The organism is Ensifer sp. Root31, from assembly GCF_001424825.1.
In the GTDB taxonomy this organism is placed as follows: Bacteria; Pseudomonadota; Alphaproteobacteria; order Rhizobiales; family Rhizobiaceae; genus Ensifer; species Ensifer canadensis.
The window spans coordinates 342,630-356,110 of the sequence record NZ_LMCO01000001.1 but is presented as its reverse complement, the minus strand read 5'-3'; the positions used below and the strand labels follow the sequence as shown (position 1 = coordinate 356,110).

At 62.1% G+C, this 13,481-nt stretch carries 13 protein-coding genes; 1 reads left to right on the top strand and 12 read right to left on the bottom strand.

Annotation, left to right across the window (positions count from 1 at the left end):
* Window positions 1-82: 82 nt before the first annotated feature.
* From ASD00_RS01685 to ASD00_RS01645, 9 genes are all read right to left on the bottom strand, one after another.
* The gene (locus tag ASD00_RS01685) at window positions 83-1,072 is read right to left on the bottom strand and encodes a magnesium transporter CorA family protein (RefSeq protein WP_025425598.1); all 990 of its coding nucleotides are present in this window, start codon (window positions 1,070-1,072) and stop codon (window positions 83-85) included.
* 207 nt (window positions 1,073-1,279) lie between these two features.
* Complete coding sequence (locus ASD00_RS01680) at window positions 1,280-2,404, bottom strand: imelysin family protein (RefSeq protein WP_025425599.1); 1,125 nt, start codon at window positions 2,402-2,404, stop codon at window positions 1,280-1,282.
* A complete protein-coding gene (locus tag ASD00_RS01675) occupies window positions 2,404-3,942 on the bottom strand; it encodes a di-heme oxidoredictase family protein (protein ID WP_057204317.1) in 1,539 nt (512 codons plus the stop codon). Before ASD00_RS01675 ends, ASD00_RS01680 begins: the two co-directional genes overlap by 1 nt.
* A 49-nt stretch (window positions 3,943-3,991) precedes the next feature.
* Window positions 3,992-5,272: an imelysin family protein gene (locus tag ASD00_RS01670; protein WP_025425601.1), complete on the bottom strand. Its 1,281-nt coding sequence runs from the start codon at window positions 5,270-5,272 to the stop codon at window positions 3,992-3,994.
* Window positions 5,273-5,483: 211 nt separating this feature from the next.
* Window positions 5,484-6,773 (bottom strand): RsmB/NOP family class I SAM-dependent RNA methyltransferase, encoded by a 1,290-nt coding sequence (locus ASD00_RS01665; RefSeq protein ID WP_025425602.1) that lies wholly within the window; start codon window positions 6,771-6,773, stop codon window positions 5,484-5,486.
* 148 nt (window positions 6,774-6,921) lie between these two features.
* Window positions 6,922-7,296 (bottom strand): septal ring lytic transglycosylase RlpA family protein, encoded by a 375-nt coding sequence (locus tag ASD00_RS01660; protein ID WP_025425603.1) that lies wholly within the window; start codon window positions 7,294-7,296, stop codon window positions 6,922-6,924.
* A 472-nt stretch (window positions 7,297-7,768) separates the two neighbouring features.
* The gene (locus ASD00_RS01655) at window positions 7,769-8,644 is read right to left on the bottom strand and encodes an SDR family oxidoreductase (RefSeq protein WP_025425604.1); all 876 of its coding nucleotides are present in this window, start codon (window positions 8,642-8,644) and stop codon (window positions 7,769-7,771) included.
* On the bottom strand, window positions 8,632-9,804 hold the full coding sequence (gene queG, locus ASD00_RS01650) for a tRNA epoxyqueuosine(34) reductase QueG (RefSeq protein ID WP_025425605.1): 1,173 nt from the start codon (window positions 9,802-9,804) through the stop codon (window positions 8,632-8,634). The genes ASD00_RS01655 and queG overlap by 13 nt, the downstream gene beginning before the upstream one ends.
* A gap of 10 nt (window positions 9,805-9,814) precedes the next feature.
* A complete protein-coding gene (locus tag ASD00_RS01645) occupies window positions 9,815-10,507 on the bottom strand; it encodes a glutathione S-transferase family protein (protein WP_025425606.1) in 693 nt (230 codons plus the stop codon).
* Between the two features lie 162 nt (window positions 10,508-10,669).
* Between ASD00_RS01645 and ASD00_RS01640 the strand changes: the two genes are divergently transcribed.
* On the top strand, window positions 10,670-11,476 hold the full coding sequence (locus ASD00_RS01640) for an undecaprenyl-diphosphate phosphatase (RefSeq protein ID WP_025425607.1): 807 nt from the start codon (window positions 10,670-10,672) through the stop codon (window positions 11,474-11,476).
* A gap of 202 nt (window positions 11,477-11,678) precedes the next feature.
* On the opposite strand, the gene ASD00_RS40840 is transcribed toward ASD00_RS01640, so the two are convergent.
* The 3 genes from ASD00_RS40840 to ASD00_RS01630 form a co-directional block, all read right to left on the bottom strand.
* Window positions 11,679-11,840: a hypothetical protein gene (locus ASD00_RS40840; protein WP_025425608.1), complete on the bottom strand. Its 162-nt coding sequence runs from the start codon at window positions 11,838-11,840 to the stop codon at window positions 11,679-11,681.
* 239 nt (window positions 11,841-12,079) lie between these two features.
* Window positions 12,080-13,060 carry a complex I NDUFA9 subunit family protein gene (locus ASD00_RS01635; protein WP_025425609.1) on the bottom strand — a complete coding sequence of 327 codons (981 nt, stop codon included), beginning with the start codon at window positions 13,058-13,060 and terminating at the stop codon, window positions 12,080-12,082.
* Window positions 13,061-13,179: 119 nt separating this feature from the next.
* The gene (locus ASD00_RS01630; RefSeq protein ID WP_025425610.1) at window positions 13,180-13,467 is read right to left on the bottom strand and encodes a DUF1330 domain-containing protein; all 288 of its coding nucleotides are present in this window, start codon (window positions 13,465-13,467) and stop codon (window positions 13,180-13,182) included.
* Between the last annotated feature and the right edge of the window lie 14 nt (window positions 13,468-13,481).

The following is a 13,481-nucleotide window of genomic DNA, read 5'->3' as shown; positions in this document are numbered from 1 at the left end:
CATTCCTCGCCTGCCATCTTATCGGACCGGCACCGGAATTCCGCCGCCGATCCTTGTCGCTACGATGTAGCAGATGACTCTGTCAGAGCCAGCCCCGCCGCTTGAAGTAGAGGAACGGCACGATCGCCGAAAGCACCATCAGCGCCAGGGCATAGGGATATCCGAACTGCCACTGCAGCTCGGGCATGACCTCGAAGTTCATGCCGTAGATCGAGGCGACCAGTGTCGGCGGCAGGAACACGACGGCAGCGACCGAGAATATCTTGATGATCTGGTTCTGCTCCAGATTGATCAGGCCGAGCGTCGCGTCGAGCAAGAAGTTGATCTTGTTCGACAGGAACAGCGCGTGGTCGCCGAGCGATGTCGCATCGCGCTGGATCAACTTGATCCGCTGCCGGCTTTCCTTGGCCGCCTTGCGCGGACCGATGCCTTCGAGCGCCACGTGATAGGCGACCAGCCGACCGATGCTGACCAGGCTTTCGCGAATGATCGTCAGAAGGTCACCCTTCTGGCCGATCTGCTCGATCAGCGACTGCAAGTCGCGTGTCTTCTTGGTGGCGCTGGCATTGGTCTTGCGGAACACTTCACGCGAAATACCGTCGACCTCGCTGCCGGCCCGCTCGAGTGCGTCGGCGGTGCGGTCGATCATCGCTTCGAGAAGCCCCAGCATCGCCAGTTCGCCAGTTTCGCAGCCTTGGCCGTTGGCCTTCTGCAGCCGGTTGGCATAGGTCTGGAACGGCTTCGGGTCGGCGTGGCGTACGGTCACGAGCGTCACGCCCTTGACGATGAAGGTCACGGGAACCTTGACCGGGTAGTCGCTGTCGAGCTTGGCAACGGCCGTCATGGTCATGAACTGCGCGCCGTCTTCCTGGTAGAGCCGGTCGGACAGCTCGATTTCCTGCATCTCGTCCCGGGTCGGGATTTCGATGCCGAGTTGGCCTTCGACCAGCCGGGTCTCCTCCACGGACGGATTGAGCAGGTCGAACCAGATGACCGGCGTCGGAGAGGCAAGGCCGTCGAGCATGTCGACGAGCACGAGATGGCTGTTCTGGCTTTTGTAGATGCGCAGCATTTTGGGCTCCATAGGGCGAGTCATCCGACCGCCACGAAGCCCTGATCAATCAGGACCGAGCGGTCGTGAGCATGAAGGCTCGACTTCGACTGTCGGGGTTCATTGCAAGTTGATCCTTGTGGTGAAACGTGGCCGCGAGAGCGGACACGGGAGCGCTTTGCGCCCAAACGGGGGGATTGTCAACAGCCTCGGCTAAGGGCTGTCTGCTCAGTCGCCGTCGGCAAAGGAGAAGCCGGCGCCAAGGCCGATGGCACCGCCGAAATCCTTGTTCAGCCGGTCGAGAAGATCGGCGGTGTTGAGCGTGAGAAAATCGAGCTTGGCCCGGCTCTTGTCATCGGCGATCGCCTCGCCGATCGGACCGTCGATGGTCTGCGAGATGCCGATGACCGACTTGAAGACGAAGTCTGCCGACCCGGCGACCGAGCGGCTGTCGTTCGGAAGCAGGCTTTCCATGTCGGCCACCTTGAACAGGGTATGCAGGCCGCGGAAGTTGGCGGCGATCGAGGGCATGGTGTTTTCCGACCGCCAGTAGATCGCCGACTTCGGATGTCCCTTGTCCTGCTTGCCGTCGACGGTTCCGGCATAGAACGGCTTCAGCCGCTGGTCCTTCACCATCTCGACGCCGTGCACGAAAATGCCGAGCAGCTCGGTTGCCGCCTCCTTGCTGTCGCGAAATTGAGGATTTCCAGGGCCCGGCTTTTTCCAGGCGGCCTGGATGCCCTCAGGCTTTTGCCACTCCGCCAGGAACTCGTTGGCGATGGCGTCGAGGTTCTGCGAGATCGCCACGCCGTAGCGGCAACGGAAATCGCCGTCCTTGCTCGCCAGCACATCGGAGCCATTGCCGTAGAGCACGTATTCCAGTGCGCCCAGTCCTTGCGCCGCGACGCTCTTGCCCTTGAGCGATGCGACGTCGGTCGCCGTCTCGTCGCCCTTGGCAAGAATGGCCTGCACCTGTTTCAGGCCCGTGCTCTTGCGGTCGGGGTAGAACAGGAAGCGCTCGAAGCGGTTCTGCTCGAGCGCCGGCCCCAAACGGATGATTTCGACCGTCGACCAGGCCTGTACCAGGTCGGAAAATGCTTCTTGCGCTTTCTCCTGCGATGCCGCCGACGGGACCTCGCAAAGGGCGGCCGACGCCTTCGTCAGCAGCGCGGTCTTGTCCGACAGGTTGCGGTAGCCGGGGATAATGAAATCGTCGACCGCCCTAGCCATCACGGCTGGCACGGCAGCCTCGTTGACGACACGGGGCGACAGCGCGCTTCCCTCCTGCGCCATGGCCGGCAGGGACAGAGCGGCCAGGCAAAGGCCGAGGGCAAGCGAAGGCATATGAGACATCAAAGAGACTCCAGGAATGCGAGGAGGTCACGGCGGTCACGTGTGGAAAGCGCGGCAAAGGCGTCTCGCGCTTTTTCGCCCTCTCCACCATGCCACAGAATGGCTTCGGTAAAATTGCGGGCCCGCCCGTCGTGCAGCAGGAACGTATGGCCGCTCACCGCCTTCGTCAGTCCGATGCCCCAGAGCGGCGGCGTGCGCCATTCGCGGCCATTGGCGATACCTACGGTCTGGCCATCGGCAAGGCCGTCTCCCATGTCATGGAGCAGGAAGTCGGAATAGGGCCAGATCAGCTGGAACGCCTGTGCCTTGTGGGCAGCGTCGCGACGCGTCACGTATTTCGGGGTGTGGCAGGAAGCGCAGCCGCTCTGGTAGAAGATCTCCTTGCCGCGCAGGGTTTTTGGAAAGCTCGCCTTGCGCCGCGCCGGAACGGCCAGATTGGCCGAGTAGAAGGTGACCAGTCCCAGCACCGGGTCCGGAGCCTCGACCGCGCCGAGACGCGCCTGGACGCCGGTCGGCAGGCCGAGGCAGGCCGTTTGCCCTTCGGTGCAGTCGCCAAAACTGCGGTCGAGATCCGGGGTCGAAAGGCCGATATCGGCGGCGAAGGCATCCGCCGTCTGCTGGCGCACCGTCGGGGTCTGTGCCTTCCAGCCAAAGCGACCAAGCGCAATTTCTCCGGTCGCGCGATCGCGAACCAGCGAGGCGCGCCCGCTGATGCCGTCGCCGTCGGCGTCATCAGGGTCTGCAGGGGAAAGGATATCCGCCTCATGGATCGCCTCGATCAGTCCCAATCCGATCATCTGCGGCGCCACCCGCGGCGAAAGCGTCGTTGTCGGATCAAGGGCGCCGTAGGCGAGATCGCGCACCGCATAGGTCGGCTTGCGCAGGAAGACCAGTTCGCCGTCCGCCAGCGTGACCGGCAGCTCGGAGTAGGTCATCTTCATCTGACCTTCGGCGGCAAGCCCCGGCACCGCCCTGTCCTGCAACTGCGCGCCGTAGATCGGGTCGGGGAAATTGGCCATGTCGTAGGTCGCCAGCATCTGCCGTTCGCCGTCGTTGCGCGGCGCCCGGGCGAGCCGGTAGAGCATCGAGGTGCCGTCGCTGGCGCCTTCGGGCGGGCCGCCACGCCCATCGCGCGGATGGCAGCTGAGGCAGGACCTTGCATTGTAGAGCGGCCCCAGGCCATCGGACGCCTGGGTTGACGAGGGCGAGGACACCCAGAGCTTTTCGAACAGCGCATCGCCCAGCTTGAATCCCTCTTCATCCTCGAAAGCCAAGTTTGCGGAAAACTGAGTGAAGCTGTCCTGATCGTTCGGGGCGATCGACGTTCCGGCTCCCGCCGACATCGCCTCGTATCGTTCTGCCTTGGAGAAATCCGTGACCGGCACAGTGATCGCCTCGACGCGGCGAAGGTCGGCCTCGGAGAGATCGTCGCGCTTGTGCTTGAGCGCGGAGGTATCGTCTGACGCCTGAACTGCCGCCGCAACAAGAAACAGCGCCAGGAGCGACTGCAGAAGGGAGCGGGCAATGCATGCGTTCATCGATTGAGGATCGGGCCGCGTCCGTAACGGCGCGGCCCGCCTTTTCAGCTTATTGGAAAACAGCGTTAGGATTATCCAAGCTGTCGGAACCTTCAAGCTCAATCGTGCCGAGGTCGAGCGACGCGATGACGCGCTGCACGGTCTTGGCCTGGGCGATCAGGCCGTCGATCGCGGCCTGGACGGTGGCGTTGCCCTCGGCATTGCCTTCGCCGATCATCTGGTCGTAGGCCTCGACGGTTTCGGCGCGCTTGGCCATCGCCTGCATCTTCTCGACCGTGGTGGCGAGATCCTTGGTCATTTCCTTGTCGAGTGCCGCGTCCTTGGTGGCAACGAGTTCGGAAAGCGAGGCGCCGGTCAGCTTGGTGCCGTCGACGCGGGTATATTCGCCGGTATAGGCCGACTGGATGCCGATCGCGTCGTGCAGGTGCGAGTTGTGGGTGTTGTCGGAGAAGCAGTCGTGCTCTTCTTCCGGGTCATGCAGCAGGATGCCGAGCTTCATGCGCTCGCCTGCAAGCTCGCCATAGGAGAGCGATCCCATGCCGGTCAGGATGGCGGTCAGGCCAGCCTTCGGATCGGCTTCGACGGCCTTGGTCGCCGCGCCATCCGGCGTCCAGTTGGCAACCATTTCCTTCAGGTCCGAAACGAGCAGTTCGGATGCAGCCTTCAAATAGGCGCCACGCCGATCGCAATTGCCGCCGGTGCAGGCCTTGGTGTCGTAATCCGTGTAGGGGCGGTTGCCGGCGCCAGCCTTGGTGCCGTTCAGGTCCTGGCCCCAGAGCAGGAATTCGATGGCGTGATAGCCCGTGGCGACGTTCGCCTCGATGCCGCCTGCTTCCTGTAGGGTACCCGCCAGCAGTTCCGGCGTGATGTTGGTGGCGTCGACATCCTTGCCGTCGATCTTGATCGTCTTGTTGGCGATCACGTTGGCGGTGAAGAGACCGTTCTCGTCGCTCTCGCTGCCGTAGCTCGGATCGACATAGTCGATCAGGCCTTCGTCCAGCGGCCAGGCGTTGACCTTGCCTTCCCACTCGTCAACGATGGCGTTGCCGAAGCGGTAGACTTCCGTTTCCTGGTAGGGGTGGCGGGCCTTGAGCCAGGCTTCGCGCGCCGCCTTCAGCGTTGCTTCGCTGGGGGTCGCGATCAGCGCGTCGATTGCCTTGTCGAGCGCCTCAGCGGTGATCAGCGCATCTTCGAACTTGGCGTGCGCGACGACGGTGTAGTGCTTTACAACGGCGGCCGCATCGGTGGCGGCCTGCGCCGGCTGCAGGGCCAGCGTCGACGTTGCCGTCATGAGCGCCAGCGCCGCGGCGCGGATGAAATTCTTGGTCATGACCCTCTCCTGTTCTTCTCCCGGCGTGACCGGAACGGACACCGCGGGACGGCGTCATTGCTCGGCAATGGGTCGTGGAAAATCCCCCGCCGACCCGCCGGAGCTTGATTGTCATGAACCAAAAGTAAACTGGTGTCAAAGTGTATAGTTTAGAACGTTTTCAATCTGATGCCGGCGGTTTGGCGCAGTGTCGAAGCCGCCGGCGAGGCGCTCAGGCCTTGCGCTGCATCAGGCAGAAGAAGAAGCCGTCGGTGCCGGTGGAAGCCGGCGTCAGCGTCACCGTCTTCATGTCGGCGGACCATGGCTGCGGCTTGTCGGTACCGAATAGCCCGGCCCAGATGTCGGCGGCCGACAGGATCTCGAATTCCGGATTGTCTTCGCAGAAGCCGTAGACTTGCGCCTCGTTCTCCTCGGGAAGCACCGAGCAGGTGACGTAGATCAGGTGTCCGCCCGGCCGCACGAACTGCGCAGCACTTGCCAGCGCTTCTTCCTGCTGGGAGATCCGCTCTTCGAGGTTCTTCTGGTTGAGCCGCCACTTGGTGTCGGGGCGGCGACGCCACGTTCCGGTGCCGGTGCAAGGCGCATCGACGAGAACCCGATCGAAACGGCCGGCAAGCGGCGCCAGGCTGTCGGCGGAATCGTGTACCTGGACATTGCGCGTTCCAGCGCGCTTCAGCCGTTCGATGATCGGCGCCAGGCGCTTGCGGTCGGTGTCGTAGGCGTGCACCTGGCCCTTGTTGTTCATCGCAGCCGACATGGCGAGCGTCTTGCCGCCGCCGCCGGCGCAATAGTCGAGCACCTGTTCGCCTTCCTGCGGGAAGGCGAGATCGGCGACGATCTGCGATCCCTCGTCCTGGACTTCGAACCAGCCTTTCTGGAAGGAAAGCTCGGCGGTGACGTTCGGCAGGCGCGAGGCGCCTTCGCCGGCGGGAATACGAATACCGTTGCGGGCGATCGTTGCGGCTTCAGCGCCGCTGCGCTCCAGCGCCTTCAGCACCTTGTCCCGGGTCGACTTGAGCGTGTTGGCGCGCAGATCGAGCGTCGGACGCCCGGCGAGCGCCTTGGCTTCGTCGAGCCAATCCTCGGAGAAGTTTTCCTCGAAGGATGCCTGCACCCATTCGGGAATGTCGCCCTGGATGTGGGGCGCGGCATCATCGAGGCGGCGCGTCGCGAAGGCCTGCGCCATGTCGGCGGACGGCATCTCGGGTGCGAATTTGTCGCCATCGAGTTCGGCCGCCAGCGCTTCGGGGGAAAAGCCCCACTGGCGGTACATCACGGCGTGGCCGAGAGCGGCGGCGCTGTCGCTGTCCATCAGGTAGGCGTGGGAGAGCTTCATGCGAAGCGCGTCATAGACGATGTTGCCGATCGCCGATCGATCGCCGGAGCCGGCGAAGCGATGGGAAAGGCCCCAGTCCTTGAGTGCGTCGGCGACCGGGCGCTTCCGCTTTTCGATGTCCTCAAGAACCTCAATGGCTCCAGCGAGCCTGCCGCCCAATCGCATCTTCGATCAACTCCTTTTTCGCCGTGGTAGCGGCGATGGCATCGAAGAGCAAGACGCTGGCCGGGATTAAACGCGGGGAAGTGGCGAGGAACAGTACTTCTCAAAGCAGAACCGCCCGGATCGGATGCCGGACGGAAGTATTTTACGATCAGGAATTGACGACGCGATAACAGATGCTGGCGTGGCCGGAGCTGATCATGCCGATCTGCGAGGCGGCTGCTTTGGAAAGATCGATCACACGGCCACGGATGAACGGGCCACGATCGTTGATGCGAACGATTACACTCTTGCCGTTGCGCTTGTTGGTGACCTGCACCTTGGTGCCGAATTTCAGACTGCGATGGGCGGCGGTGAGGCGGGCGGCGTTCATACGTTCGCCGGAAGCCGTCTTGGAGGTCAGCGCATACCAGGAAGCACCGCCGCAGCCGGCGCCTGCTGCCTGGCTGTCGGAAACGGAACCGAGGCCGATCCCGGCGGTGAACAGCGCTGCCGCAGCAACAGTCTTGATTTTCGCTGGCGTCAAACTGGCGACCCTCGGTTAGAGCTCTTGGGCTGGAGCTCTTGGTTAATTCTGTCGAAGATCGCTAATTGGGGCGAAAAATGGCGAAAACGTGCTTCAACCATTTACGTTTTATTAGGATCTATTAAAAAAGGACGAAAATTAAAAAACGAAGATTGTTTGAAATAGTTTAAATAGAACCCGGAAGTTCTTTGGAATCAGCGGTTGAACGCTAAATGCGGCGCGCACGCGAGCCGAGATATCGGCTTAACGAAAAAAATCATTAAAAATTTCGAATTGAACGAATCGTCCGGAATCCGGATGGTCAAAAATGCGTCACTACCGCTGTGGTTGCATTCAATTCGCCGAGTATAGAATGAATATCTCACGAAGGTCACAATTAAGCGCCTCCGTGAGATCACCATTACTAACGATCATGCTATCGACAATGTTCCATTGCGAACGGAATATTTTGACTGGTTCGCGCAGCAATTGTTCATTGGCCGCGCCAGCTGTCCGTCTGCCACATTTGCGCAAGCGAGACGCGATAATCGGGATAGGCGAGTTCGAAGCCGGTTTCCCGCAGGCGTGCATTCGAAACGCGCTTGTTTTCGCCATAGAAGGATCGGGCCATCGGCGAAAGCTCGGCGGTTTCGAACGGCATCTCGGGCGGCGGCTCGACGCCCATCAGCCGCGCGGCCTCGGCAACGATATCCTGCGGTGGTGCCGGCTCGTTGTCGGTGATGTTGAAGATCCCACCCTGAAGTCTTTCGGAGAGGTAGGATGTGGCAGCGCCGATATCTTCCACACGAATGCGATTGAACACCTGGCCGGGCTTGATCAGCCGGCGGGCCGTGCCGTTGGCGAGATTGCAGAAGGCGTTGCGTCCGGGGCCGTAAATGCCGGAAAGCCGTAGCACAGCGACGGGAACAGCGTGTTTGGCGCCGAAGGCAAGCCAGGCGTCTTCCGCCTCGACTCGCTCCACCGAGCGCGCCGAGACCGGTTTGGACAACATGTCTTCCGTCACCCACTGACCGCCATGGTCGCCATAGACGCCGACGGTGGAGAGATAGCCGATCCAGCGAAGGGCAGGGGCAAGCGTGGCGAGGTCGGTGCTGCCGGGGCGGAACATCGGGTCGCCGTCGCGGCCGGGAGCGATCGACTGGATCAGATGGGTCGCCTGCCGCAAGGCGTCTGCCAGTTCGTCGGAAACCGTATCGCCGTCGAAGACGATCGGGCGGATGCCCGCTTTTGCGAGTTTGGCAGCCTTTTCCGCACTGCGGGTCGTACCAGTGACGCTATCGGCCTTGTCGGCCAGTGCGCGCGCGATCGCCATGCCGGAATAACCGGCGCCAAGAATCAGGACATGCATCGGCTTACTCCCGCCATTTGCCATTCGGACAACACTTCTTCGTCGCTCTCCGCACCGCATTGCCTCTCATGGGCCGCAAGCGCATCGGGCGAGATCAATAGTGACAAAGCCCACACCGCCATCGCCCTCACCATCGGGGAGGTATCGCTGGTCAACGTCTTGCAGGCTGCGACCAGGCTGTCATCGCCGGAATTGCCCGCTGCGATCAAGACATTTCTGACGAAGCGGTCACGCCCGATGCGTTTGACCGGCGAGCCCGAGAAGAAGGTCCTAAATGTCGGGTCGTCGAGGGTCAGGAGAAAGGCGAGCGACGGCGCCTTCAGGTCATCGCGCGCCTTCAGTTTCATCTCCGACGCCTGCTGCGCGAACTTGTTCCAGGGGCAGGCGGCAAGACAGTCGTCGCAGCCATAGATGCGATTGCCGATCAGCGGACGCAGCGTCGGGTCGATCGGCCCCTTGTGCTCGATTGTCAGGTAGGAAATGCAGCGCCGCGCGTCGATGCGGTAGGGGGCGGGGAAGGCAGCGGTGGGACAGGCGTTGACACAGGCACGACAGGAGCCGCAATGGTCGCGCTCGGCGGCGTCGAAGGCAAGTTCCGCCGTGGTGAACAGGCTGCCGAGAAACAGCCAGGAGCCGAACTCGCGGCTGACGAGATTGGTGTGTTTGCCTTGCCAGCCGATGCCTGCCTTTTCGGCGAGCGGCTTTTCCATCACCGGTGCCGTGTCGACGAACACCTTCACGTCTTCGCCGGCACGTGCCGCAAAGCGGGTCGCGACCTCTTTCAGGCGGCCCTTGATGATATCGTGATAGTCGCGGTTCTGGGCATAGACGGAGATCGCACCGCGATCCGGCTGGTCGAGGATGCCGCGCGGGTCTTCCTCCGGGCCGTAGTTCATTCCGAACATGACGACCGAGCGCACGTTGCTCCAGAGGGTTCGCGGATCGGAGCGGCGCTCCGCCGTTTCGGCCAGCCATTCCATCGTGCCGTGGAAGCCCTCGTCGAGGAATTCCACGAGCCGCGCCGGCGCCTCCGGTATGGCATCGGGCCGGGTGATGCGACAGACGTCGAAGCCCTTGTCGGCCGCCTCGGCCTTCAGGAATTCCGTCAGCTTCTGCCGCCGTCGCTCCTGGTTTTCAGCCTTGGCAGCACTGCCGGGCACGGCACTATCCTCAGAAATCGAGATCCGCATAATGCGGAACCGGTGTGATACCGCGCACGCGCTCGGAGAGCAGCGGGCGGAAGGAGGGGCGGGACTTCAGCCGCTGATACCATTCCTTGGCGGTCGGCGCGTCCGACCAGTCGATCTCGCCGAGATAGTCGAGCACCGAAACCGTCGCGGCCGCCGCAAGGTCGGCATAGGAGATCCGGTCGCCTGCAAGCCAGGGCCGCGACCCGGCAAGCCACGACAGGTACTTCATGTGCTGGCGGATATTGGCGCGCGAGGTGCGCAGCACCTTGCTGTCAGGTGCGCCGCCGCCCTGGTCCGGCGTCATCTGCAGTTTGAAGATGCGCTCGCGCACCAAGGGGCGCGTCACGTCGGCTTCCATCTTGTGAAGGAACCATTCGGCCAGCCGGCGGATTTCGGCGCGCTGGAACGGATCTTCCGCCAGAAGCCGCCGATCCCGCTTCATGATGCCGTTCGTCTCGTCGAGATATTCCGAGATGATCGTGGCGCCACAAAGCGCCCTCATACTGTCGTCAACATAGACCGGTAACGTGCCCGCCGGATTCAGCGTCAGAAAGTCTCGCCGGTTTTCCCAGGGCTGTTCCTCGGTCAATTCCGTCTGGTAGCCGTATTCCGAAAGGATCAGGCGCACGAACCGCGAAGCGGAGGACATGGGGTGATGGTACAGTGTCGGCATCGATGATCTGGCTTCTTATGGTCTTTTTTCAGGGAACGTCAGCGTGGCGGCGCATGCGTCTGGCCACGGCTCATCAGAAAAAGCTATAGGAACTTGTGGTGGCAAACACAAGCGAATCAGCCTTTTCCTCCCACTCCAAAACTTGTCAGGAAAATCTTATATATGGCGGATCAATCGATCATCAGCGCGCTCGTCCTCGGTCTCATCGAGGGATTGACGGAGTTCATCCCCGTGTCTTCGACGGCGCATGTGCTCCTCGCCGGGCACTTCCTCGGCTTCAGATCGCCGGGCAACACCTTTGCCGTTCTGATACAGCTCGGCGCCATCCTGGCGATCCTGCTCGTCTATTTCCAAAGACTTCTGTCGATCGCACTGGCGCTGCCGACGAGCGTCAAGGCCCGCCGCTTCGTCGTGTCGGTGCTGCTCGCCTTCCTGCCGGCCGCCATCATCGGCGCAATCGCCCATGACTTCATCAAGACCGTGCTGTTCGAAACGCCGATCCTGATCTGTGTCGTGCTGATCATTGGCGGCTTCATCCTGCTTGCGATCGATCGGATGCCGCTGACGCCGCGCTACACCGACGTCATGGACTATCCGCCGTCGCTGGCGCTGAAGATCGGCCTGTTCCAGTGCCTGGCGATGATTCCCGGCACCTCGCGCTCCGGTGCGACGATTGCCGGCGCTCTGCTGATGGGAACGGACAAGCGGTCGGCGGCGGAGTTCTCGTTCTTCCTGGCCATGCCGACGATGCTCGGCGCCTTCACGCTCGACCTCTACAAGAACCGTGATGCGCTGTCGTTCGACGATTTCACACTGATTGCCGTCGGCTTCATCGCGGCGTTCGTCGCCGGCATCTTCGTCGTCCGCTCGCTCTTGGACTTCGTCTCGCGCCGCGGCTTCACGCCATTTGCGATCTGGCGCATCGTCGTCGGCACCGCCGGCCTTATCGGCCTCTGGATGCTCGGCTGAGAACAGCTACTGCATAATTCTCTAAATCGGATCCGATTTAAGGGCGAAATTATGCAGCAAATATAAAGAGATACAGCGTCCTTTGCGCGTCATATTTGACGCGCGGCGCTGTAAAAATAAAACCGCGTGCGTTTCAGATGAAACGCACGCGGTCCCTGGCCCCCGCCAAAAACTTGTAGCTAATCGCCCGATGGGCGCCGGCTTACTTGCCGGAAAGGTCGATCGACGCCGTCGTGCACGGGTCGACGCCATAGGCCGGCGTGCAGCCCTTGCGGCTGCTCGCGACCGTGTTCGGCGCGACGAAGGAGCCAGCCAGAATGATCAGTGCCGCAGACGCAAAAAAGATTGCGATCGACTTGCCCATGGACGCCATGCCTTTCGAGAGTGATGCTGCCGCCGCCGAGACTTACCTGTGATCGGGGCGCGGGGCGGTTTTTATGCGTTGGATATGTCTTGATCAATATCAGGACATGTTGAATCTGCGGTAAATGCCATTCGCTTTTGTCACTGCGGCAGAACTGCAACGCTGTTGCCTTGATGACACAATAAAAAAGCCGCCGGCAGGGCCGGCGGCGATCGAAAGAGGCTTTCTGGGCTGCTGCCTCAGGCGGCGCGGCCGCTGCGTGTATACTGGCCCTGCGGGCGATAGCGCACGAGATAGGTCGACAGGATCGATTCCAGCATCGTCGGCGTGATGCCGATGCCGCCAAGCGTCCGGCCTTCGGATTCGGCCTTGGCCGAGACGATATTGTCGGATTTCAGCAACACCACCTGGTCGGGCGTTATCGGCGGCGTGATGAAGGGGATCATCGACGCGACGCGGCCCATCAGCGAGGCGATGCCGAAGGGCACCGATACCAGCGAGCGCTTGCGATCGATGGTCTGGAGCATGATCTCGAGACATTCGCGGAAGGTGAGGACGTCAGGTCCGCCGAGTTCGTAAATCGTGCCAGCCGACAGCTTGCCGTCGACCGAGCGGGCAACGACCTCGGCGACATCGGTGACATAGACCGGCTGGAACTTGGTGTTCCCGCCGCCGATCAGTGGCAGCGCCGGTGCGAACCGGGCCATTTGGGCGAACTTGTTGAAGAAGCCGTCCTCCGGTCCGAAGACGATCGACGGGCGCAGGATGATCGCGTCCGGCAGCGTTTCCAGGATCGCGGCTTCGGCACGCCCCTTGGTGCGGGCGTAGCTCGATTCCGACTTGGCGTCCGCGCCGATCGCCGAGATATGCGTTAGCTTGGCGCCGACATTGCGCGCGGCTTCCGCAACCGCTCGGGCGCCGAAATCCTGCACGGCGTCGAAGGTGTTGCGGCCGCTCTCGAACAGGACGCCGACGCAGTTGATGACATGGTCGGAGCCTTCGACGGCGCGGTCGACCGACTTGCGATAGCGCAGGTTGGCCTGGACGAACGAGATCTGGCCGACATTGCCGAGCGGCTGCAGGTGGCCTGCAAGATCCGGCCGGCGAACGGCAACGCGGATGCGGTAGCCGCGCTTGGCGAGTGCACGTACGACATGACGGCCGACGAACCCGGATCCGCCGAAAATCGTCACCAGCGGCGGAAGGTTGGACAAGGTCATGGGAAGTGCACTCCTGATCTCATTTGGAAGAATTGTTTGCTACATAGCCCAACAGCCGCGAGAGGTGAAGGCCAATCCTCGCGGCGGGCGGCGTTGCCGTGGTTGGCAACACTCGTCGGTCAGATGCCCTCGACGACCACCATCTCGGCGTCTGCCACCTGTTGGCGGATCGCCGCGGCAATCTGGTACTCGGGGGAATTATAGCAGTCGACAGCGGCCTGAAGCGATGGAAATTCGATGACGACGTTGCGGGCGCGAACCCCACCTTCCAGCCGCTCGAATTCACCGCCGCGCGCCAGGAAATTGGCGCCGTATTTCTCGAAGGCCGGCTTTGCGGCCGCCACATAGTCCTTGTAGCGTTCGGGGTCTCGCACATCGACCCGTGCGATCCAATATCCTTTTGCCATGCTGAACTCCTCGT

What these genes read in the sequence shown, in the direction of transcription:
- ASD00_RS01685 (WP_025425598.1), bottom strand. Translation starts at nt 1,072, where the DNA reads ATGCTGCGCATCTACAAAAGCCAGAACAGCCATCTCGTGCTCGTCGAC.
- ASD00_RS01680 (WP_025425599.1), bottom strand. Translation starts at nt 2,404, where the DNA reads ATGTCTCATATGCCTTCGCTTGCCCTCGGCCTTTGCCTGGCCGCTCTG.
- ASD00_RS01675 (WP_057204317.1), bottom strand. Translation starts at nt 3,942, where the DNA reads ATGAACGCATGCATTGCCCGCTCCCTTCTGCAGTCGCTCCTGGCGCTG.
- ASD00_RS01670 (WP_025425601.1), bottom strand. Translation starts at nt 5,272, where the DNA reads ATGACCAAGAATTTCATCCGCGCCGCGGCGCTGGCGCTCATGACGGCA.
- ASD00_RS01665 (WP_025425602.1), bottom strand. Translation starts at nt 6,773, where the DNA reads ATGCGATTGGGCGGCAGGCTCGCTGGAGCCATTGAGGTTCTTGAGGAC.
- ASD00_RS01655 (WP_025425604.1), bottom strand. Translation starts at nt 8,644, where the DNA reads ATGCATGTCCTGATTCTTGGCGCCGGTTATTCCGGCATGGCGATCGCG.
- ASD00_RS01645 (WP_025425606.1), bottom strand. Translation starts at nt 10,507, where the DNA reads ATGCCGACACTGTACCATCACCCCATGTCCTCCGCTTCGCGGTTCGTG.
- ASD00_RS01640 (WP_025425607.1), top strand. Translation starts at nt 10,670, where the DNA reads ATGGCGGATCAATCGATCATCAGCGCGCTCGTCCTCGGTCTCATCGAG.
- ASD00_RS40840 (WP_025425608.1), bottom strand. Translation starts at nt 11,840, where the DNA reads ATGGGCAAGTCGATCGCAATCTTTTTTGCGTCTGCGGCACTGATCATT.
- ASD00_RS01635 (WP_025425609.1), bottom strand. Translation starts at nt 13,060, where the DNA reads ATGACCTTGTCCAACCTTCCGCCGCTGGTGACGATTTTCGGCGGATCC.
- ASD00_RS01630 (WP_025425610.1), bottom strand. Translation starts at nt 13,467, where the DNA reads ATGGCAAAAGGATATTGGATCGCACGGGTCGATGTGCGAGACCCCGAA.